Origin of the sequence: Paracoccus sanguinis (genome assembly GCF_012689545.1) — a bacterium.
Taxonomy (GTDB): Bacteria; Pseudomonadota; Alphaproteobacteria; order Rhodobacterales; family Rhodobacteraceae; genus Paracoccus; species Paracoccus panacisoli.
In genome coordinates, this window is the sequence record NZ_CP051542.1 from 285468 (window position 1) to 306012 (window position 20545).

The 20545-nt window shown below is 72.4% G+C and carries 17 protein-coding genes; 8 read left to right on the forward strand and 9 right to left on the reverse strand.

Annotated elements, in window-relative coordinates:
• Positions 1-133 precede the first annotated feature (133 nt).
• Genes HGN31_RS01305 through HGN31_RS01315 form a run of 3 tightly spaced genes read right to left on the reverse strand, consistent with a single transcriptional unit; the run spans position 134 to position 4250 of the window.
• On the reverse strand, positions 134-2362 hold the full coding sequence (locus tag HGN31_RS01305; RefSeq protein WP_168782096.1) for a BatA domain-containing protein: 2229 nt from the start codon (positions 2360-2362) through the stop codon (positions 134-136).
• A complete protein-coding gene (locus HGN31_RS01310; RefSeq protein ID WP_168782097.1) occupies positions 2359-3249 on the reverse strand; it encodes a DUF58 domain-containing protein in 891 nt (296 codons plus the stop codon). The genes HGN31_RS01305 and HGN31_RS01310 overlap by 4 nt, the downstream gene beginning before the upstream one ends.
• Positions 3249-4250 carry an AAA family ATPase gene (locus HGN31_RS01315; protein ID WP_036708504.1) on the reverse strand — a complete coding sequence of 334 codons (1002 nt, stop codon included), beginning with the start codon at positions 4248-4250 and terminating at the stop codon, positions 3249-3251. The genes HGN31_RS01310 and HGN31_RS01315 overlap by 1 nt, the downstream gene beginning before the upstream one ends.
• Positions 4251-4313: 63 nt before the next feature.
• Between HGN31_RS01315 and HGN31_RS01320 the strand changes: the two genes are divergently transcribed.
• From HGN31_RS01320 to HGN31_RS01340, 5 genes are all read left to right on the forward strand, one after another.
• Positions 4314-4913, forward strand: coding sequence for a DUF1285 domain-containing protein (locus HGN31_RS01320; protein ID WP_168782098.1), 600 nt, complete (start codon positions 4314-4316; stop codon positions 4911-4913).
• Positions 4914-5678 carry a hydroxypyruvate isomerase family protein gene (locus HGN31_RS01325; protein ID WP_036704521.1) on the forward strand — a complete coding sequence of 255 codons (765 nt, stop codon included), beginning with the start codon at positions 4914-4916 and terminating at the stop codon, positions 5676-5678.
• 901 nt (positions 5679-6579) lie between these two features.
• Positions 6580-7629 carry a hypothetical protein gene (locus HGN31_RS01330; protein ID WP_168782099.1) on the forward strand — a complete coding sequence of 350 codons (1050 nt, stop codon included), beginning with the start codon at positions 6580-6582 and terminating at the stop codon, positions 7627-7629.
• 170 nt (positions 7630-7799) lie between these two features.
• On the forward strand, positions 7800-9617 hold the full coding sequence (gene typA / locus HGN31_RS01335; RefSeq protein WP_168782100.1) for a translational GTPase TypA: 1818 nt from the start codon (positions 7800-7802) through the stop codon (positions 9615-9617).
• A gap of 185 nt (positions 9618-9802) precedes the next feature.
• Entirely contained in the window at positions 9803-10396 is a 594-nt protein-coding gene (locus HGN31_RS01340) for a TetR-like C-terminal domain-containing protein (protein ID WP_168782101.1), read from the forward strand.
• 54 nt (positions 10397-10450) lie between these two features.
• Here the strand turns inward: HGN31_RS01340 and purU are convergent, their stop codons facing one another.
• The 6 genes from purU to HGN31_RS01370 all read right to left on the reverse strand — a co-directional run bounded on the left by purU (position 10451) and on the right by HGN31_RS01370 (position 16383).
• Positions 10451-11350: a formyltetrahydrofolate deformylase gene (purU, locus tag HGN31_RS01345; protein ID WP_168782102.1), complete on the reverse strand. Its 900-nt coding sequence runs from the start codon at positions 11348-11350 to the stop codon at positions 10451-10453.
• A 4-nt stretch (positions 11351-11354) separates the two neighbouring features.
• Positions 11355-11678 carry a 2Fe-2S iron-sulfur cluster-binding protein gene (locus HGN31_RS01350; RefSeq protein ID WP_036707208.1) on the reverse strand — a complete coding sequence of 108 codons (324 nt, stop codon included), beginning with the start codon at positions 11676-11678 and terminating at the stop codon, positions 11355-11357.
• A gap of 270 nt (positions 11679-11948) precedes the next feature.
• Positions 11949-13157 (reverse strand): beta-ketoacyl-[acyl-carrier-protein] synthase family protein, encoded by a 1209-nt coding sequence (locus HGN31_RS01355; RefSeq protein ID WP_168783767.1) that lies wholly within the window; start codon positions 13155-13157, stop codon positions 11949-11951.
• A 134-nt stretch (positions 13158-13291) separates the two neighbouring features.
• On the reverse strand, positions 13292-13558 hold the full coding sequence (locus HGN31_RS01360) for an acyl carrier protein (RefSeq protein ID WP_036703809.1): 267 nt from the start codon (positions 13556-13558) through the stop codon (positions 13292-13294).
• Between the two features lie 12 nt (positions 13559-13570).
• On the reverse strand, positions 13571-14671 hold the full coding sequence (gene lpxD / locus HGN31_RS01365) for a UDP-3-O-(3-hydroxymyristoyl)glucosamine N-acyltransferase (RefSeq protein ID WP_168782103.1): 1101 nt from the start codon (positions 14669-14671) through the stop codon (positions 13571-13573).
• Positions 14672-14703: 32 nt separating this feature from the next.
• Positions 14704-16383 (reverse strand): L,D-transpeptidase family protein, encoded by a 1680-nt coding sequence (locus tag HGN31_RS01370; RefSeq protein WP_244961090.1) that lies wholly within the window; start codon positions 16381-16383, stop codon positions 14704-14706.
• Between the two features lie 278 nt (positions 16384-16661).
• Between HGN31_RS01370 and mepK the strand changes: the two genes are divergently transcribed.
• The 3 genes from mepK to HGN31_RS01385 all read left to right on the forward strand — a co-directional run bounded on the left by mepK (position 16662) and on the right by HGN31_RS01385 (position 20449).
• Positions 16662-17219: a peptidoglycan L,D-endopeptidase MepK gene (gene mepK / locus HGN31_RS01375; protein WP_036703811.1), complete on the forward strand. Its 558-nt coding sequence runs from the start codon at positions 16662-16664 to the stop codon at positions 17217-17219.
• Between the two features lie 314 nt (positions 17220-17533).
• Positions 17534-18964 (forward strand): mannose-1-phosphate guanylyltransferase/mannose-6-phosphate isomerase, encoded by a 1431-nt coding sequence (locus tag HGN31_RS01380; RefSeq protein ID WP_168782104.1) that lies wholly within the window; start codon positions 17534-17536, stop codon positions 18962-18964.
• A 129-nt stretch (positions 18965-19093) separates the two neighbouring features.
• Positions 19094-20449 carry an MATE family efflux transporter gene (locus HGN31_RS01385; RefSeq protein WP_168782105.1) on the forward strand — a complete coding sequence of 452 codons (1356 nt, stop codon included), beginning with the start codon at positions 19094-19096 and terminating at the stop codon, positions 20447-20449.
• The last annotated feature ends 96 nt before the right edge of the window (positions 20450-20545 follow it).

A 20545-nucleotide genomic window follows, 5' to 3' on the forward strand; every position in this document is an offset into this window, starting at 1 on the left:
CAGCCAGCGAAAAGCTGTGGTCGAGCGGTCAGCACCCGCAGCAGGGTGGCGGTCTTGGACGCGGCGGGCCCTCGGGAAGGCTGCGCCCCAGCGCCAGCCGCCCAAGGCTGCGCGTCAAGAGAGACCACCCGCATCACGCCACCACCCCTGCCCGGCGACGTCGGCGCGTGCCGGCGAGCGCCGCACTGCCGAGCGCGTCGGCGCCGAGCAGCAGCGCGGCGAGCGAGAGGAGCCAGCCGCCCAGCAGTTCGCCGGGCGGGCTGGCGGCGGATTCGACCGTTGCGCCGGGCCAGCGGGCGGGCGCGAGGGGCCCGCCGGCGTTGAGCGCCGCGCGGCGCTCGCCCGCGGCGTAGAGCCCGGCCGGGGCGCCGGGGGCGGGGCCGGCGGCAAAGTCGGCGGCGGCGACGGGCGCCGAACCGGGACCGGGCGGCTGCGGGCGGCCGAAGCCGTCGAGGACCAGCTCGGGGCGCCAGTGCGGGGCCTCGGGACGGCGGCCGGGGCCCGCGGGGGCGGCAGTCGGCGCGGCCGCGCCGGCGGGCCGGGGTGCGCCTGCGGGGTTGCCCGATGCGGCGCTGGGGTCAGCGCCTGCCTCGGCGCCCGGTTCAACGCCTCGCCCTGAGCCCTGACCGGGGGTCGCCAAGCTATCCGCGTCGGCGCCCATATCAGATGAGTTGGCGGTGTTCGTCTGGGCGCCCGACGCGGCCCCCGTCTCAGCGCCCGCAGAGCCCGTCATGCCGGCGAGCCCGACCGCGTCCCGCGCCCGGGCGTCGCCCCCTGCCCCGGCGTCCCCCGCGCCGCCCGCCCGCGCCGACTGCACCAGCCGCTCGAGCATCCCGACGAACAGCCCCGACAGCGCCAGATTGCTCCACTCGGCGTTGGCCGAGCTGTGGACCAGCACCACCTGCCCCTCGCCCAGTCGCGCGCGCGTCACCAGCGGCGTGCCGTCCGACAGCGCGGCGAGCACCCGCCCCGGCAGCTCGGGGTCGGGCTCGGGCAGAAGCTGGGCGCGCACCCGGACCTCGGCCGGGATCGTCAGCCCGGCGAAGAGGCCGTCGGCGGCGAAGGGGGCGATCTCGCGCGGCTCGCCCCAGCTCAGCGCCCCGCCGGCCGCCCGGCCGCCGGGGCGCAACCGCACCGGCATCAGCGGCTCGGCGGCGAGGTCGGGCATCGCGGCGAGCCGCGGCCCGGCGAAGCGGACCAGCATCCCGCCGCCCGCGACCCAGTCCGAGAGCGCCTCGGCCTGCGCGCCGACCGGGGCGTCGACCAGTACCAGCACGTCGGGATGGGCGGGAAGCACCTCGGAAAGCCCGCCCTCGATCAGGTCGGTCGCGGGCGCCAGCGCCTCGCGCAGGTAGTGCAGAGGGGCGAGCAGCGCCTGCCCCTCGGTCGCGCGGGCGTCGCCCACCAGCGCCACCTTGCGCCGCCTGAGCGCGTCGTCGGCCAGCACCACCGCCCCGGCAGAGGCCTCGCCCTCGAGCGCGAAGCGGATGACGCGGTTGCGCAGTTCAGGCGGCAGGTCGAGGGGCAGCGTGGCGGCGAACCCCTCGCCCTCGGCCGTGGCGTCGGGCGGGGTGAGGCGGGCGAGCGGGCGCGGCGTGCCCTGCGGGTCGGGACCGATGGCGAGCACTGCCGGCAGCGGCCCCGGCGCGGTCGCGGTGACGCGCAGCGCCGGGCGGGGGCCGGGGTCGGTCGCCAGCGCCCGCAGCGGCCGGGCGGGCGGCACGACGGTGACCGCGCCGCGGGCGGCCAGCGCCGCGAGCAGCGGGGCCTGGCCGGGGTGGGCGGCCCCGTCGGCGATCCAGAGCGTATCGAACCCCGCGGGTGCTGCGGCGAGGAAGGCGGCCGGATCGGCCGGGTAGCGCGTCGCCCACGGCTGCGGGGCGGCGGCGCGCAGGGCGGCGGCGGCCTCACCCGCCGGGGCGAACACCGGGCCATCCCCGCGCCCGCCCTGCCCGTCCGCGAGCCACAACGCCACCGGCCGCCCCTTGGCCTGCGCCTGATCGAGCGCGGTGCGGGCGCGGGACTGGGCGCCCTCCCACCCGGGGGCGGCGCCCCAGCCGGCATCGACGAGGATCAGCAGCGGCGCGTCCCCCGCGACCGGCGCGGCGGGGCGCCAGACGGGCCCGGCGAGCGCCAGGATCGACGCCGCCACCGCGGCCAGCCGCAGGGCCAGCAGCCACCACGGGGTGCGGCGCGCGACCGGGGCCGGATCGGCGAGCCCCGCCAGCAGCGCGGTGCCGGGAAAGCTCACCTCGCGCGGGCGGGGCGGCACGGCGCGCAGCATCCACCACAGCACCGGCAGCGCCAGCCCGGCGGCGAGCAGCCACGGGGCCGCGAACCCGAGCGGGCCGAGCATCATCATGCCGACAGCGCCTCGGCCAGCCAGAGCACCGCCGCGGCGGGCGGGGCGGCGGTGTCGTGGGTGCCAAACTGCCACCCCGCCTCGCCCGCCAGCCGCGCAAGCAGCGCCCGCCGCTCGGCCAGCCGGGCGAGATAGGCCGGGCGCAGGGCGGTGGCGTTGCGGGTCTCGTGCCGGGTCTCTTGGTGGCGGGGGACGCCGGCCCCGGGGGCGTGGAAGCGCAGCGCGCCGGCAAAGGGAAAGCTCTCTTCGGCGGGGTCGAGCACCTGCATCAGCACCCCGCGGCACCCCGTGGCGGCGGCCTCGGCAAGGAACCGGGCCAGCGGTGCCGGATCGCCGAGGAAATCGCCGAGCAGCACCACCCGGCGCTGCGGGCGCAGCGTGCCGGGGGGCGGCAGCGGGTCGGGTGCAGCGGTCAGCAGGTCGCGGGCCAGCGCCTCGGCGCGCAGTCGCCCGGCGCGGGCGTCGTCGGCGCCGACCGCGACGCGCTCTCCGCCCCGCAACAGCACCAGCGCCAGCGCCAGCGCCAGCAGCCGCGCGCGGTCGCGCTTGAGCGGCCGGGCGGGGTCGCCGGTCCATGCCATGCCGGGGTCGCCCGCGACCCACAGCGCCGCGGCCTGCGGGCTCTGCCGCTCACGCTCGCGCACGAAGGCGGCGTCCGAGCGGGCCGAGCGGCGCCAGTCGATCAGCCCCGCCGGATCGCCGGGGGCGGCGGGGCGGTACTGCCAGAACTCCTCGCCCGCGCCCGCCCGGCGCAGCCCGTGGGCGCCGGGATCGACGCTGGCGGCCAGCCGCTCGGCGGCGATGAGCAGCGCCGGGACGGCGGCGGCGGCGGCCTCGGCGTCCAGCCGCAGGCCCACCGCGGGCCGGGGGTCGGGCGCCTGCGCCATCAGGCCGCCGCGCCGAGCGCAGGCTCCACCAGACGGGCGATCACCGCCTCGATCCCGTCGCCGCGGGCGCGGGCGGCGAAGGACAGCGCCATGCGGTGGCGCAGCACCGGCGCCGCCATCGCCGCCACGTCGTCGAGCGAGGGCGCCAGCCGGCCGTGCAGCACCGCGCGGGCGCGGGTCAGCAGCATCAGCGCCTGCGCCGCCCGCGGCCCGGGGCCCCAGACGAGCGTGTCCGCGAGCCAGCCGGGGGCGTCGGGCTCACCCGGCCGCGCGGCGCGGACGAGGTCGAGGATCGCGGCCGTCACCGCCTCGCCGACCGGCATGGCCCGGACCAGCGCCTGCGCCTCGATCAGCGCCGCGGCGTCGAGCACCCGGTGCGGGCGGTCCTGCACGCTGCCGGTGGTGGCTAGCAGGATGGCGCGCTCGGTGGCCCGGTCGGGGTAGCCGATCTCGACCTGCACGAGGAAGCGGTCGAGCTGCGCCTCGGGCAGCGGATAGGTCCCCTCCTGCTCGATCGGGTTCTGGGTGGCGAGGACGTGGAAGGGCCGGCCGAGCGGGCGGTGGGCGCCCGAGATGGTGACCTCGCCCTCGGCCATCGCCTGCAGCAACGCCGACTGGGTGCGGGGGCTGGCGCGGTTGATCTCGTCGGCCATGAGAAGCTGGGTGAAGACCGGCCCCTCGATGAAGCGGAAGGCGCGGGTGCCGTCGGGCAGGATGTCGAGCACCTCGGCCCCGAGGATATCGGCGGGCATGAGGTCGGGGGTGAACTGGATGCGGCCGCTGTCGAGCCCGAGCACGGTCGAGAGCGTATCGACCAGCATCGTCTTGCCGAGGCCGGGCTGGCCGACCAGCAGCGCGTGCCCGCCGGCAAGGATCGCGGCCAGCACCTGCTCGACCACCGCGTGCTGACCGACGAAGCGGCGCTCGATGCTGGCGCGGGCCTCGGCCAGCCGGTCCGAGAGCGCCGCGATATCCGCGACGAGTTTATCTTCTGCGGCCATGACTTCGTCCCCGGACTGTCCTATGGACAGCATATGAGGGGACGGCAGGAGGCTCCACCGGCAATGACGCAAGCGGGCGACAAATCGCCGCGAGAGGCGGCGGATGGGGCGGCGGGCGCGGCTGCGGGCAGGGCCGGGGCCGGCGGCGGGATTGCCGCGGCGGTGGCGGTGGCGGCGAAGGGCCGGCGCGGGCCGGCGCCGGTGCATCTGTGGGACCCGCCCTATTGCGGCGAGATGGACCTCGAGATCCGGCCCGACGGGGCGTGGATCCACGAGGGCAGCCCGATCGGGCGCCCGGCGATGGTGCGGCTGTTCGCGTCCGTTCTCAAGCGCGAGGGGGACCGCTTCTTCCTCGTCACCCCGGTCGAAAAACTGGGCATCCGGGTGGTGGACGCGCCGTTCCTGGCCATCGATGCCGAGATCGGGCCGGATCGCATCGCCTTCACCACCAACGTCGGCGACGAGGTGGTGGCCGGACCCGAGCACCCGATCCGGGTCGAGGACCGCGACGGCGTCCCCCGGCCCTATGTTCACGTCCGCCGCGGGCTCGAGGCGCTGATCGACCGCAAGAGCTTCTACCGGCTGGTCGCCGCGGCCGAGCCGGACGCCGACGGCCGGCTGGTCCTGCGCTCGCAGGGCGCGGTCTTCGCGCTGGAGGGGTGAATGGCCCGCTTCGCCGCCAACCTGACGTTCCTCTTCACCGAGCTGCCGATGCTCGACCGCTTCGCCGCGGCGAAGGCGGCGGGGTTCGACGGGGCCGAGGTGCTGTTTCCCTATGACCTCGCCGCGCGCGAGCTGTCGGCGGCCTGCCACGGCGCGGGGCTGGAGTTCGTGCTGCTGAACACCCCGCCCCCGAACTGGGCCGGGGGGCCGCGCGGTTTCGCCGCCGTGCCGGGCAGCGAAGAGCGGTTCCGGCGCGACTTCGACCGCTCGCTGCGCTTCGCCCAGGCGCTGCGGTCGCGCCACCTGCACGTCATGGCCGGCAAGGCCGAGGGCCCGGCCGCGCGGCGCTGCCTGATCGAGAACCTGCGCTGGGCCTGCGCGCGCGCGCCGCACGCGAGCCTCGTGATCGAGCCGGTCCATGCCGCCGACCTGCCGGGTTATTTCCTGTCGAGCCTCGACCTGGCCGCCGAGGTGATCGCCGAGGTCGGCGCGCCGAACCTGGGGCTGCTCTTCGATGCCTATCACGCCCATCTGATCAGCGGCGACCTGACCGCGGCGTGGGAGGCGCATCTGCCGCTCGTCCGCCACATCCAGATCGCCGGCTGCCCGGGCCGGCACGAGCCGCGGGTGGGCGAGATCGACTATGGCGAGTTCTTCCGCCGCGTGGACGCCGCCGGCTATCGCGGCTGGGTGAGCGCGGAATACGTGCCGCTGACCACGACCGAGGCCGGGCTGCGCTGGCTGCGCGGTGGTGCGGCGGCCTGACCGGGGCTGGCGGACGCTGAGGGTGGCGCTTGGGTGGTGGGTGTGTGCCGAGCCTACATGCTGGCTGCGCGGCGGAGATGCGGCCTCAGCAGGCTGGCGGGCGATAAGGTCGGCAATTGGTTGTCGGGTTTGACCAGAGCCGTAAACCTCGTTTGCAAAAGTCCGACGCAGGCGGGTGCCCGCGTGACGCAGCGTGTTTTGATGGGCCAGCCCCACCAGAGCGGCGCCGGTGTCGGGGCCGGCGTCAGGTGCCGTGAGCCCGCTTAGTCGCGGTCATAAGCGGACTGGCACTCGGCGCTTTGCGATTAGATACCGCCGCGCACTCAGGCAGTGGACGGTCAAGGGGATGCCGCCCGGCGTTGCTTCGGCGAGATAAAGCCACAAACTCATACCCTTCCTCTCGCCCCCACCCGCAAGCTTTTGCGGGCCGGAGATAATGTCAGCCGCCCGTTCACCGGCCCGGATGTATGGCGTTGCAGGCGCCAGTCGCCACCGCAACACCGTGAACCTGCGCGGCCTTCGCCGCGCGGCCCGAGGCATACTCCCACGCGGCGAGGGGCCGGCTGTTGCCCGCTTCACAACCGTGCCGGGATCGCCATGCGCCGTGCCGCCGCCCGCGGTTGATCCTGGACCATCCCACCAATCTAGGTTTCCGGACCCCGCTCAGATCACCCGCCTCAACTAAGTTGACCCGCGCCGGTCCAGCCCGCTGGACCGCAACCGCCGAAGAAAATCAGCCTCTCCAAGGAACGGGACGGGAATGAGACAGGTTTGGTGGCAGGCGTTCAAGGCAAACTCTGCGCCCCTGACACGAGAGGAAACCAATCATGAATTCGATCATCTACATCGTCGGACTGGTCGTCGTCGTCCTGTTCATCCTGTCGATGCTGGGTCTGCGCTGATGGAGCGCTCGGAAGCGCGCATCCGCGACAGCGCTGTGCCCGCGCAGCAGACGGACCGCGGCTACGTGGACTGGGGCAGCATCCTCGCGGGTGCGGTCATCGCGGCGGGGCTCTCGGCGGTGTTCACCGCGTTCGGCGCGGGCGTCGGGCTCGGGTCGATCTCGGCCCGTGAGGGTCAGGGGCTCGGCTTCGGCTCGGTGATCCTCACCGGCCTCTTCATGGTCATCACCATCGTTGCCTCGTACATGGCGGGCGGCTATCTCGCCGGCCGGATGCGGCGTCGGGTCGATGGCGCCAATGCCGAGGAAAGCGCAACCCGCGACGGGATGCACGGCCTCGTCGTCTGGGGTCTGGGGATGCTGCTCTCGGCGATGGTGCTGGGCAACGTCGTCTCGGGCACCGTCAAGGCGGCGGGTTCGGCGGCGGGCACGGCCGTCGAGGCGGCGGGCTCGGTCGCCGGCGGTCTTGCGCAGGGCGCGGGCCAGCTGGTCGGCGGCGTGGCTCAGGGCGCAGGCCAGGCGGCGCAGGGCGCGGCCGATGCGGCGCAGAACGGCGGGATCGACCTGCCCAATCCGCTCGACGGGATCACCGATCGGCTGCTGCGCAGCGAGGCGCAGGCCCCGGCCGAGTTCTCGAACGAGGCGATCCGCAGCGAGGTCGCCACGATCTTCGCCGACGTGATCCGCACCGGCGAGATCAACCCCGAGGACCGCGCGTATCTTGAGCGTGCCGTCGCCGCCCGCACCCAGCTCTCGCAGCAGGAGGTGAGCGCGCGCATCGATCAGGGCGTGGCCCGTGCGCAAGAGCTGCGCGCCGAAGCGCAGAAGCTGCGCGACGACGCTGCGGCCCGGGTCGAGGAGCTGCGCGTGCAGGCCGTCGAAACTGCCGAGGATGCCCGCCGCGCGGGCGTGCTGTTGGCCTTCGCGCTCGCCGCGTCGGCGCTGGTCGCCGCGGTCGCTGCCTTTATCGGCGGCCAGAAGGGTGGTCTGCATCGTGACGAGGGCCGCGTCTGGGCCGGCTTCACGCACAAGCCGCTGCGTCGCCGCTGAGTCACCCGAACCTACCGAAAGGGCCGCATCATCCGATGCGGCCCTTTTTCATGGCGCGCAGGACTCCGGTCGCGCTCATTTGTCGGCACGCCCCGCCCACTCCGGGGGTGGCGCGCCGGCCCGGTCTGCGCTAGGGGGCCGCAACCTTTCCGATCAGGACCGCCCGCCGCATGGACATCCGCAACATCGCCATCATCGCCCACGTCGATCACGGCAAGACCACGCTGGTCGATCAGCTGCTCAAGCAGTCCGGGTCGTTCCGCGAGAACCAGGCCGTCGCCGAGCGGGCGATGGATTCGAACGACATCGAGCGTGAGCGCGGCATCACCATTCTCGCCAAGGCGACCTCGGTCGAGTGGAAGGGGACGCGCATCAACATCGTCGACACCCCCGGCCACGCCGATTTCGGCGGCGAGGTCGAGCGGATCCTGTCGATGGTGGATGGGGTCTGCCTGCTGGTGGACGCGGCCGAGGGGCCGATGCCGCAGACGAAGTTCGTGACCTCGAAGGCGCTGGCGCTCGGCCTCAGGCCCATCGTGGTACTGAACAAGGTCGACAAGCCCGCGGCCGAGCCGGACCAGACGCTGAACGAGGTCTTCGACCTCTTCGCCAACCTCGGGGCGAGCGATGCGCAGCTGGACTTCCCGCATGTTTACGCCTCGGGCGTGAACGGCTGGGCCGACGAGACGATGGACGGCCCGAAGCAGGACATGAGCGCGCTCTTCGACCTGATCCTGCGCCACGTCGAGCCGCCGAAGCAGATCGCCCGCGAGGCCGAGCCGTTCCAGATGCTCGCCGTGACGCTGGGGGCGGACCCGTTCCTCGGCCGGCTGCTGACCGGCCGGGTCGAGGCGGGGCGCGCGAAGGCCGGCGACACGGTCAAGGCACTCAGCCGCGACGGCGAGCGGGTCGAGCAGTTCCGCATCTCGAAGGTGTTCGCGTTCCGCGGCCTGACCCAGACCCCGATCGACGTGGCCGAGGCCGGTGACATCGTGACGCTCGCCGGCATGGCCAAGGCGACCGTCGCCGACACGATCTGCGCCCCCGAGGTCGAGACCGCCCTGCCCGCTCAGCCCATCGACCCGCCGACCATCAGCGTCACCTTCGGGATCAACGACAGCCCGCTGGCCGGCCGCGACGGCACCAAGGTCCAGTCGCGGGTGATCCGCGAACGACTGATGAAGGAGGCCGAGACCAACGTCGCCATCAAGGTCGAGGACACGCGGGGCGGCGACGCCTTCGTGGTCTCGGGTCGCGGCGAACTGCAGATGGGCGTGCTGATCGAGAACATGCGCCGCGAGGGCTTCGAGCTGTCGATCTCGCGGCCTCGCGTCATCTTCCGCGACGAGGACGGCGAGCGGATGGAGCCGATCGAGGAAGTCATCATCGACGTCGATGACGAATACACCGGCGCGGTGATCGACAAGCTGACCGGCGCGCGCAAGGGCGACCTGGTCGAGATGCGCCCCGCCGGCCACGGCAAGACGCGGATCGTCGCCCACGTCCCCTCGCGCGGGCTGATCGGCTATCAGGGCGAGTTCATGACCGACACCCGCGGCAACGGGGTCCTGAACCGCATCTTCCACGCCTGGGCGCCCTACAAGGGCCCGATCGCCGGCCGCCGCCAGGGGGTGCTGATCTCGATGGAGAACGGCGTCTCGGTGGCCTATGCGCTGTGGAACCTCGAAGAGCGCGGCAAGCTGTTCATCGGCGCGCAGGAGCAGGTCTACGAGGGGATGATCATCGGCGAGCACTCGCGCGACAACGACCTCGAGGTGAACCCGCTCAAGGGCAAGAAGCTGACCAACGTGCGCGCCTCGGGGACCGACGAGGCGGTGCGGCTGACGCCCCCGGTGCGGATGAGCCTGGAAGAGGCGATCGCCTATATCGACGACGACGAGCTGGTCGAGGTGACGCCCAAGATCGTCCGGCTGCGCAAGCGCTACCTCGACCCGCACGAGCGCAAGCGGCAGGCGCGGGCGGAGTAAGGCTCGCGAGGCAGCGCGGCGCGGTCGCCCCGGGTTTCGTCCGTCGGCTCCCACCACAGAGCTGTGGCCGCGGCGCCATGCCGGGGCGGGACGTCGCGGCGAGGGCCGTGCCTGACCGCCGCGCGGTCTTGCCACCCGTCCGGTTCGGCGCGACTGTGGCGCCGTGACAAGCGGAGATTGCGGCGATGGCCAAGCCCGGCGAGACACTGACCGACCGTCTGATTCAGGAGGTCGTCTGCGCCATGCTCGGCGAGACGCCGACCATGCCCGGGCTCGACGATGCGGCCGGGCGCGCGGGCATCGATATCGCCATTGCCCGGACGATCTTTCCCACCGACGACGCGCTGCATGATGCGGTGGGCAGCTTCGGCATCCTGCGGCTCACCGATCACATCTCGCGGGCGCTGATCGACGCGCCGGCCGGGGACGCGCGGGCGGGGCTGGTGGCGTTGGGCGTGTCCTACGTCGACTGGGCGCGGGCGAACCCCGAACTTTACCGCGTCGTCGGCCACCAGATCTTCCACCGCGAGGGGGTGAACTACGCCGGCTACGACGCCGGGTTCCGGGTGCTGGTCGAACGCCACCTGGGCGTCAGCCGTGACACCGGCAGCCTGCGGCCGCTGCTGGGCCGGGCCTTCGTCTTCGGGCTCGCGGACATCGTGCTCGACGACCATTTTTCCATCTGGAAGCCGACCGGGATGGACGACGACACCGCAATCCGGCAGGCGGTCGAAGAGATGGTGGACCTGCTGATGAGCCCGCCGCGGGCGACGGCGTGAGCCCCACCCGGCACCGCCGGAGGGGCTGATCCCTCGGTCAAGGGCCGGCTTGCTTCAGCCCATCCGCTCGGAGGCGTAGCCCCCGGGGCTGGCCGGGAACACCACCGTGCGGGCGTCGTTCAGGAACACCCGATGGTTGATGTGGGCGTGGATCGCCCGCGACAGCACCACCGCCTCGACGTCGCGGCCGAGGCTCACGTAGTCCTCGGGCGACTGGGCGTGGGTGACGCGGACCGTGTCCTGCTCGATGATCGGGCCTTCGTCGAGATCGGCGGTGACGTAATGCGCCGTCGCGCCGATCAGCTTCACCCCCCGGTCATAGGCCTGCCGGTAGGGGTTGGCGCCCTTGAAGCTCGGCAGGAACGAGTGGTGGATGTTGATGATCCGCCCCGACATCCGCGCGCAGATCGCGTCCGACAGCACCTGCATGTAGCGGGCGAGGACCACGAGCTCGGTGCCGGTCTCCTCGACCACCTCCATCAGCCGGGCCTCGGCCTCGGCCTTGCGGGCCTTGGTGACGGGGATGTGGTGGAACGGCAGATCGTGGTTCACCACCAGCTTCTGATAGGTCAGGTGGTTCGAGACGACGCCGACGATGTCGATCGGCAGCGCCCCGATCCGCCAGCGATACAGGATGTCGTTCAGGCAATGGCCGAAGCCCGACACCATCAGCAGCACCCGCATCCGCCCAGCGGGATCGTGGATCGCCCAGTCCATGCCGAAGCCCTCGGCCACCGGCACGAACGCCTCGCGCAGCGCCTCGGCCGCGGCGCCCGTCTCGCTGCGGAAGCTCACCCGCATGAAGAAGCGGCCGTTGGCGAGGTCGTCGAACTGCGCCGAGTCGGTGATGTTGCAGCCGTGCTCGGCCAGGAAGCCTGCGACGGCCGCGACGATGCCGCGGCGCGAGGCGCAGGCGACGGTCAGGACGAGGTCCTTGGTGGCGGGGTCGGCCATCGGCTCAGATCTGCTTTTCGGGCATCTGCACGACCAGCCCGTCGAGCGCCTCGGTGACCTTGAGCTGGCAGGTCAGGCGCGAGCGCTCGGCGTCGGGATGGTAGGCGAAGTCGAGCATGTCGGCCTCCATCGGGTCCTTGGGCGGCAGCCGGTCCACCCACTCGGGCGCGACGTAGACGTGGCAGGTCGAGCAGGCGCAGGCGCCGCCGCAATCGGCCTCGATCCCCGGGATGCCGTTGTCGCGGGCGCCCTCCATCACGGTCATGCCGGGGCGCACGTCGACCTCGTGCCGGGTGCCGTTCCATTCGATGTAGGTGATCCGGGCCATCTGTCCTGTCCTGCGTCTGCCCGGCGGGGGCCGGGTCGGTCGTTCTGGTCGAGCGAGGGGATATTGTATCGGCGGGGGGATGGAAAGATCGGCCGCGTTAACCGGATGGCAAGGGGTCCGTGGCATGAGTCCGGTGAGCGGACGGAGGGATCAGATGACGCGGCAGGGACACCGGCGCATGAGGCAGCGCCAGCAGGCGCGGCGGCGGCAGGGCTGGCCGCCCGCGCGGCTGGACACCGCGGAGAGCGGTGGGAGCGCGGGCGACAGGGATCAGACCCGGCGCAGCGCGATCACCGCGTTCAGCCCGCCGAAGGCGAAGGCGTTGGACAGCACCGCCTCAACCCGCGCCTCGCGGGCGACGTTCGGGACCACGTCGAGCGCGCATTCCGGGTCGGGCTCTTCATAGCCGATGGTGGGCGCGATGATGCCGTCCCGCAGCGCCATGACGCAGGCCAGCAGCTCGACCGCGCCGGTGCCGCCGATCAGATGCCCGTGCATCGACTTGGTGGACGACAGCATCAGCCGGTCGGCGTGGGGACCGAAGGCGTGGGCCACGGCAGCGCATTCGGTCTTGTCGTTGGCGGCGGTCCCGGTGCCGTGGGCGTTGATGTAGCCGATGTCCGAGGGGTTCAGCCCGGCATCCACCATCGCCCCGGCGATGGCCCGCTCGGCGCCGATGGCCGAGGGCATGACGATGTCCTGCGCGTCGGCCGACATGGCGAAGCCCACCACCTCGGCGAAGATCTCGGCGCCGCGGGCGGTGGCGTGGTCCCAGTCCTCGAAGACGAAGACCCCGGCCCCCTCGCCCTGCACCATGCCGTTGCGGTTGGCCGAGAACGGGCGACAGGCGTCGCGGGACATGACGCGCAGCCCCTCCCACGCCTTGACGCCGCCGAAGCAGAGCATCGCCTCGGACCCGCCGGCGAGCATGACCCGCGCCGCCCCCGAGCGCACCATCTGGAAGGCGAGGCCCATGGCGTGGTTCGACGAGGCGCAGGCGGTGGCCACGGTGAAGGCCGGGCCGCGCAGCCCGAACTCCATGCTGACATGGCTCGCGGCGGCGTTGTTCATCAGCTTGGGGACGACGAAGGGGTGGACGCGGTTCTTCCCCTCTTCGTAGACGATGCGGTAATTCTCGTCCCAGGTGTTCAGCCCGCCGCCGGCGGTGCCGAGGATCACGCCCGAGCAGAGCCCGAGCTCGCCGTGGAAGCTGAGGCCGGACTGGGCCACGGCCTCCTTGGCGGCGATCATCGTGAACTGGGTGAACTTGTCGTAAAGCGAGATCTGCTGGCGGTTGAAATAGGCCTCGGGGTCCCAGTCGCGGACCTGCGCGCCGATGCGGACCGAGAGCCGGTCCACGTCCTGGAACTCGAGCTCGCCGATCCCGCAGCGCGCCTCGCGCATCGCGGTCAGCGTGTCGGGCACGTTGCGGCCGAGCGCGTTGACCGTGCCCATGCCGGTGATCGCCACCCGCCTCAGCCCGCCCCTGCCCTGCGCCGCCGCGGGCGCGACATGAGGCGCGGCGGGGGGAGCGACGGGTGGTGTGGATGGGACCGCGGCCGCGGCGCCGTCGCCGCCCTTCGCCCCTGCCCCGCGCTTGACCTTGCGCGCGCTCATGCCTTGGCGGCGACGAGCGCCTCGACCGCGGCGATGATCGCGCCCATGTTCGAGATATCGAACTCGGACTTCTCGGGCTCGTTGGCGTTGAAGGGGATCGAGATGTCGAACGCCTCCTCGATGGCGAAGATCGACTCGACGAGCCCGAGGCTGTCGATCCCGAGGTCGGCCGGGGTCGCCTCGAGGGTGATCTCGGACGGGTCGAGCATCGCCTGCTCGGCGATGATGGCGATGATGCGGTCGCGGACGGTGTCTTGGGTCATGGCTACCTCTGGTCAGTCCTTCTGCATCAGGCGTGTAACGGTTTTCTGAAGCTCGGCCAGTTGCGCGGCCATCCGCGGCAGCCGGCGCACGGCCTTGTTGATCTCGATCTGGGTGTCCATCTTCACCGCCGGCGACCCGAGGATCACCCGGCCCGCGGGGACGTTGGTGAAGATCTTCGAGGCTCCGCCGGCCACCACGTCGTCGCCGACGAAGATGTTGTCGCTGACCCCGCACTGGCCGCCGAGCACCACCCGGTCGCCGATGCGCGCCGACCCGGCGATCCCGACCTGCCCGCAAAGCAGCGTGTCGCGGCCGACCTGCACGTTGTGGCCGACATGGACCATGTTGTCGAGCTTGGTGCCGGAACCGATTGACGTCGCACGGATCGTGCCGCGGTCGATGGTGGCGTTGGCGCCGACCTCGACATCATCGCCCAAGCTGACCCCGCCGAGCGAGTGGATGCGGACCCAGTGCTGGTCGCGCAACTCGCCGCGGTGGCCGAGGGTGCCGCGCACCTCCTCGACCCCCGACGGCTCGGGGGTGACGAACGAGAACCCGTCCGAGCCGATCACCGCGCCGGGCTGGACGATGAGCCGGTCCCCGGCCGTGACGCCGTGGGCGAGCCGGGCGCCGGCGTGGATCAGCGCCTCGGCGCCGACCACGGTGCCCGCGCCGATGCTGACATGGGAGCCGATCCGCGCCCGGGGGCCAAGCCGCACGCCGGGGCCGATCACCACGAAGGGGCCGATGGCGGGGTCGTCCCCGATCTCGGCGGAGGGGTCGATGACGGCGCTGGGGTGGATGCCGGGGGCAAAGCCCGGCCCGGCGTCCAGCGCGCGGGTCACCCCCGCCATCGCCAGCCGCGGCCGGGCGACGATCACCGCGCCGGCCAGCCCGTAGGCCTCGGGGTCCATGCCGGCGCCAATGAGCGCGGCGGCGCCGGGGACAAGATGGGCGGCATAGGCGGGGCTCATCGCCAGCGCGACGCGGGCGGAACCGTCGCGGGCCGCCCCAGCCTCGGCCGGCTCGGCCGCGCCGGTCACCCGCAGGCTGCCGTCGCCCCACAGCGTCGCGTCGAGCGCGCGGGCCAGGTCGGCCAGGGTGATGGTCATCGGCGCCTCCGTTCCGCCCTCGCCCGCGAGAGCTAATCGGTCAGCGCCGCGGTTTCCAGTCCGGGCGCCGCACCCGCCCGCTGCAACGCCGCCCACACCGCAGCGTCACGGCCATACACGTCCGGGAACTGCCGCAGCGAGCCGTCCTCGGCCACGGTGGTGGTGAAATAGACCAGATGCACCGGCAGATGCGGGGTCAGCTCGAGGAAGCTCTCGTTGCCGGACGCCCGCGCCCGCGAATAGCGCGCTGCAGGATCGGCGGCCGAGCCCTTGAGCAGCTCGTGGGCGAGGTCCACCGGCCGGGCCACCCGGATGCAGCCATGCGAGAAGGCGCGCCGCGATTCGCCGAACAGCCCCTTCGAGGGCGTGTCGTGCAGATAGATGTTCATGCTGTTCGGGAAGATGAACTTCACCTCGCCCAAGGCATTGTCGTCGCTCGGCTTCTGCCGCATCCGGTAGGGAAAGTTGGCGGGGGTGTAGCGGCCGAAGTCGATGTTGCCGCGCGGGATCACCCGGCCGCGGCTGTCCACGATGTCGAGATGCGCGACGGCGTTCGGGTTCTTCTGCAGCCGCGGCAGGTATTCCTTGACCGTGATCGAGCGCGGCACGTTCCAGCGCGGGTTGACGACGACATACTCCATCTCGTCCGAGAACTCGGGCGTGCGCTGGTCGGCCGGGTCGGACTTGCCGATCACCACCTTGGTCTGGAACACCGTCTCGCCGCCGTCGCGCACCCGGGCCACGAACTCGGGAAGGTTCACCCAGACCATCCGGCCGTCGAGGTCATGCGTGCCCATCCAGCGCATCCGCTCAAGCGCGATGAGGAGGCCGCGCGGCGCCTGGCCACCGCTGTGGTTCATCCGGGCGATGGTGCGCGGACCGGCGACGCCGTCGGGGGCGAGGCCGACGCGGGCCTGATAGGCGGCCATCTGGGCCGCGAGCGGTGCGTCGAAGGCGGGCGAGCCGGGGGCGCCCGCGTCAAAGCCGAGCGCGGCGAGGCGGGCGCGCAGCGCGACGATGGCCGGGTCGTTCATCCCCTCGCGCCAGGTGCCTTCGGGTGCGGGCGGCACGTCGGCGCCGACCGTCGGCCCGATCGCCGCGGCGAGTGCGGCCCGCAGCGCCCGGTAGTCGCGCGACTGCGGCGGCACGGTCTCGAGCATCGCCGCGGGATCGGGGGCCTCGACGAAGCGGGCGAGCAGGGTCTCGGTCGCCACCCGCGGGACGTCGCGGCGGATGCCGGGTTCGACCCGGCGCGGGGTCAGGATGCCGCCGCCCACGTCGTGGGTCCAGCGGGCGAAGGCGCGGGCAAAGGCGGCCTCGGCCCGCGGACCGGTCTGGCCGTCGAGGGCGGCGAGGCCGCGGGCATCATAGACGTCGGGCAGACCGTGGCTCGCGGCACCGGCGACCGCGGCGATGAGCGCGGCACGGCGCGGGGCGGCCTCGGGGACGGTGAAGACCGGCGCGAGGCCGGTGCGGCCGTACCACGCCGCCAGCCCCGCGTCGCGCGCGACGCCCCGGGCCAGCGCCATCTCGTCGGGGGAAAAGTCGAGCCGCGGCGCCGGCGCCTGGGCCGCCGCCACGCTCGGCAGCGCCAGCATCAGCGCGAGGGCGAGCCGCCGTCCGCAGCGCAGTCCGCGCCGCGACTCGGCCCCCCGTTTGCCGTGCGGACGGGGGGATCGATTCGCGCTGCGGTTGAGTGGCGGTTGGGTCACGCTGGGTCTCTTTCGGCGGTTGAAGGCGGTCCCGAGGGTAACGCCGTGCCCGTCAAGCGGGCAGGTCACGATTGCGAAACCCGGGTTTGGCGCGGCTTTTGCGCAACGACCCCGAAGTTATCGGCAAGTTTCCGCCGACATTGGCACGATCTTGCTGCACGATGGAACTCACAGTTCCGCAACCGGGGCGCTGGTGACATATTGTCAATCATTCCGGGGTACACCGGACAAGCCAATCGCTGGCACAGAAAACGAACGCAGGACAGGCGGATCTGAACATGACCTTCGAATTCTCGCGTCGCGGCATTCTCGGCGTCTTCGCAGCCACGACCGTGGCCGCCGCCCCTGTGATGGCAAATGCCTTCGGCATCATCCGCGGCGCCGGTGACTATCGCCGCATCCGGATGTATTCGGGTCGCACCGGGGAAAGCATCGACACCGTCTACTGGGTCGAGGGCAAGTACATCCGCGACGCCCTGAACGAGATCAACATCTTCATGCGCGACTGGCGCACCGGTCAGGTGATCGGCATCGACCCGCGCACCGTGGACATCGCCGCGGCCAGCCACCGGCTGCTGCAGACCAACGAACCCTACATGATGCTGTCGGGCTACCGCTCGCCCAAGACCAACGCCATGCTGCGCTCGCGCAGCGGCGCGGTGGCGCGCAACTCGCTGCACATGTCGGGCAAGGCCGCCGACATGCGGCTCAAGTCGCGCTCGGTCGCGCAGATGTACAAGGCCGTGACGTCGTGCCGCGCCGGGGGCGTGGGAAAGTACTCGCGCTCGAACTTCGTGCACATGGACTGCGGCCCGCTGCGCACCTGGGGCGGCTGAGGGGTTCGCGCCGTCTGGCATGAGTTGAGAGAAAAGCCCGCCGTTGTGCGGGCTTTTTGATTTTTCGGGAGAACGTGCCCAAGCGTTGGCCCGGAGTTCATCGGCTGGTCGAACCCCGAGTCGACCCCATGCGACGTCGATCCGTCGGGCCGGTCCGTCTGTCTGGGGCGACTGCAGCTTCACCACCGCTCAGCACCCCCTCTTCCCCCGCGCGCCCGACTTGCCATGCCCCTCGGTGCCAAGGCAGAGTCGGACCAACCGCGCGGGGCTCCGCGCTGAGATAAGCCGCGCGGATCGCGGTCAAGGAGAAATGCATGACCCACGGCGTCGTCCCCGTCCTTCTGGCCGGCGGCTCGGGCACCCGGCTGTGGCCGGTCTCGCGAAAATCGTTCCCCAAGCAGTTCGCGCCACTGATCGGCGCGCAGTCGCTGTTTCAGGCCTCGGCGCTGCGGCTGGCCGGGCCGCGCTATGCCGCGCCGCTGGTGCTGACGGGGGCCGACTTCCGCTTCATCGTCACCGAGCAGCTGGCCGAGATCGGCGTCGCGCCGCAGGGGGTGCTCATCGAGCCGTCGGGCCGCAACACCGCCCCCGCGGTGCTGGCCGCGGCGCTGCACGTGGCGGCGCAGGACCCCGACGGGCTGATCCTCGTGGCGCCCTCGGATCATGTCGTCCCCGATGCCGAGGCCTTCGGGCGGGCGGTGGACCGGGCCGTGCCGCTGGCGCAGGCGGGACGGATCGTGACCTTCGGCATCCAGCCGACCCGCGCCGAGACCGGGTACGGCTGGCTGGAACTCGACGCCAGCGCCGACCCCGACACCGCGCCGCTGCGCCGCTTCGTCGAAAAGCCCGATGCCGCGACCGCCGCGCAGATGCTCGCCGAGGGCGATTTCCTGTGGAACGCCGGCATCTTCCTTTTCACCGCCCGGACGATGATCGCGGCGTTCCGCGCCCATGCCCCCGAGTTCGTCGCCCCGGTCGAGGCGGCTCTGGCGGAGGCCACGCCCGACCTCGGGTTCCTGCGCCTCGCGCCCGAGCCGTGGAACAGCCTGCCCGACCTCTCGGTCGACTACGCAGTGATGGAGAAGTCCGACGCGCTGTCGGTCGTCCGCTTCGCCGAGCACTGGTCCGACCTCGGCGGTTGGGATGCCGTCTGGCGCGAGGCGCAGATCGACGCGCCGGCCTGGCGCGGGGTGGTCACCGACGCGCGCTCGACGGCGATCGACTGCGACGACGTGCTGCTGCGCTCGGACGACGAGGACATGCAGGTGGTGGGGATCGGGCTGCGCGACACGATGGTGATCGCCACCGGCGACGCGGTGCTGGTCGCGGATATGAACCGCGCGCAGGACGTCCGGCAGGCGGTCACGGCGCTGAAGGGGCGCGGGGTCCGGCAGGCCGAGTCGTTCCTGCGCGACCACCGCCCCTGGGGCTGGTTCGAGACGCTGGTGATGGGCGACCGCTTCCAGGTCAAGCGGATCGTCGTCCACCCCGGCGCGGCGCTCTCGCTGCAGAGCCACGTCCATCGCGCCGAGCACTGGATCGTGGTCAGCGGCACCGCCCGCGTCACGGTGGACGACAAGGTGACGCTGGTGACCGAGAACCAGTCGATCTACGTCCCCCTCGGCGCGATCCACCGGATGGAGAACCCCGGCAAGGTGCCGATGATCCTGATCGAGGTGCAGACCGGCGTCTATCTCGGCGAGGATGACATCATCCGCTACGATGACGTCTACGCCCGCAAGTGACGGCCGGGGTGGCGGCCGGCCGCGCGCCTCTCCGCCGGCGCCCGCCCCGCGGCCTTGCGTCGCAGGCGCGGCGGGCTTAGGCCAAGCTGCGGCGCCGGCAGGGTCCGGCGCGCCGCCCCCGGATATCCCATGAGCCCAAGACGCCCCTCGATCCAGGAAGGCCCGCTGTGGCGGAGCTTTCTCGTCTTTCTTCTGCCGCTGATCGGGCAGAACATCCTGCAATCTCTGGGGATGACGATCAACAGCATCGTCGTGGGCCAGATGCTCGGCACCGGGGCGTTGGCGGCCGTGGCGACGTTCATGCCGCTCGCGTTCTTCTTCATCGCCTTCGTGATCGGGGTCACGGCCGGGGCCAGCGTGCTGATCGGGCAGGCCTGGGGGGCGCAGAAGATCGACCTCGTGCGCCGGATCGGCGGCACGGCGCTGGGCGCGACGCTGGCGATCGGGCTGGTGATCGGGACGACCGGGATCGCGCTGGCGCCGTGGATGCTGGCGCGGATGGGCACGCCCGCGGACGTCATGGCGCCGGCGATTTCCTACGCCCGGACGGCCTTTGCGACCATGCCGATCCTGTTTTTGTTCATCGCCGCCGGTGCGCTTCTGCGCGGGACCGGCGATTCGGTGCGCCCGCTGGTCGTGCAGGCGGTGGCGACCGGGGTCGCCGCGGGGCTGACCATCGTCATGGTGGCCGAGATGGGGTTCGGGGTGGCGGCCGCGGCGCTCTCGGTCGGGGTGGCGCAGAGCGCGGCGCTGGTGGTGCTGGCGCTGTGGCTTCGGGCGCGCGCGCATCCGCTCGCCCCCGGCGCCGGCTTGCTGCGGGCGCTGTGGCCCGACTGGGGCCTTCTGCGGACCGTGCTGCGGATCGGGCTGCCGACCGGGGCGCAGCTCGTCGTCGGCTCGCTCGCCGGGCTGGTGATCGTCGGGCTGATCAACCGCTTCGGCTCGGACGCGACCGCGGCTTACGGCGCGGTGAGCCAGGTCCAGAACTACGCCCAGTTCCCGGCGCTCTCGATCGCCATCGCCGCCTCGATCTTCGGGGCCCAAGCGATCGGCGCGGGGCGGCCCGACCGGCTGGCCGTGGTGCTGCGCACCGCGATGGTGATGAACCTCGTGCTGACCGGCGGGCTGGTGGCGCTCGTCTACCTCTTCTCGCGCCTGCTCGTGCAGGCCTTCATCGCCGATCCCGAGGTGGTCGAGCTGGCCCAGCACCTGCTGCACATCGTCAGCTGGTCGGCGCTGATGTTCGGGGCCGGGACGATCTTTTCGGGGATCATGCGCGCCTCGGGGACGGTGATCCCGCCGATGCTGATCGCCATGGGCTGCGTGGCCTTCGTCGAGCTGCCGCTGGCGGTGCTGCTCTCGCGCTCGATGGGGCTCGAGGGGATCTGGTGGGCCTATGTGGCGAGCTTCGCGGCGCTGATGGTCGCGCAGGGGGCCTATTACACCTTCGTCTGGCGCAAGCGGAAGATCACCGCGCTGGTCTGAGGGGCGGCGTCTCCGCCCCCTGCCCCTGCCGTCCGGCCGCGCGGCCCTGTCAACAGTGTCGCAGCGGCCGCTCACGCCCTTTTCAGATCGGGTGAC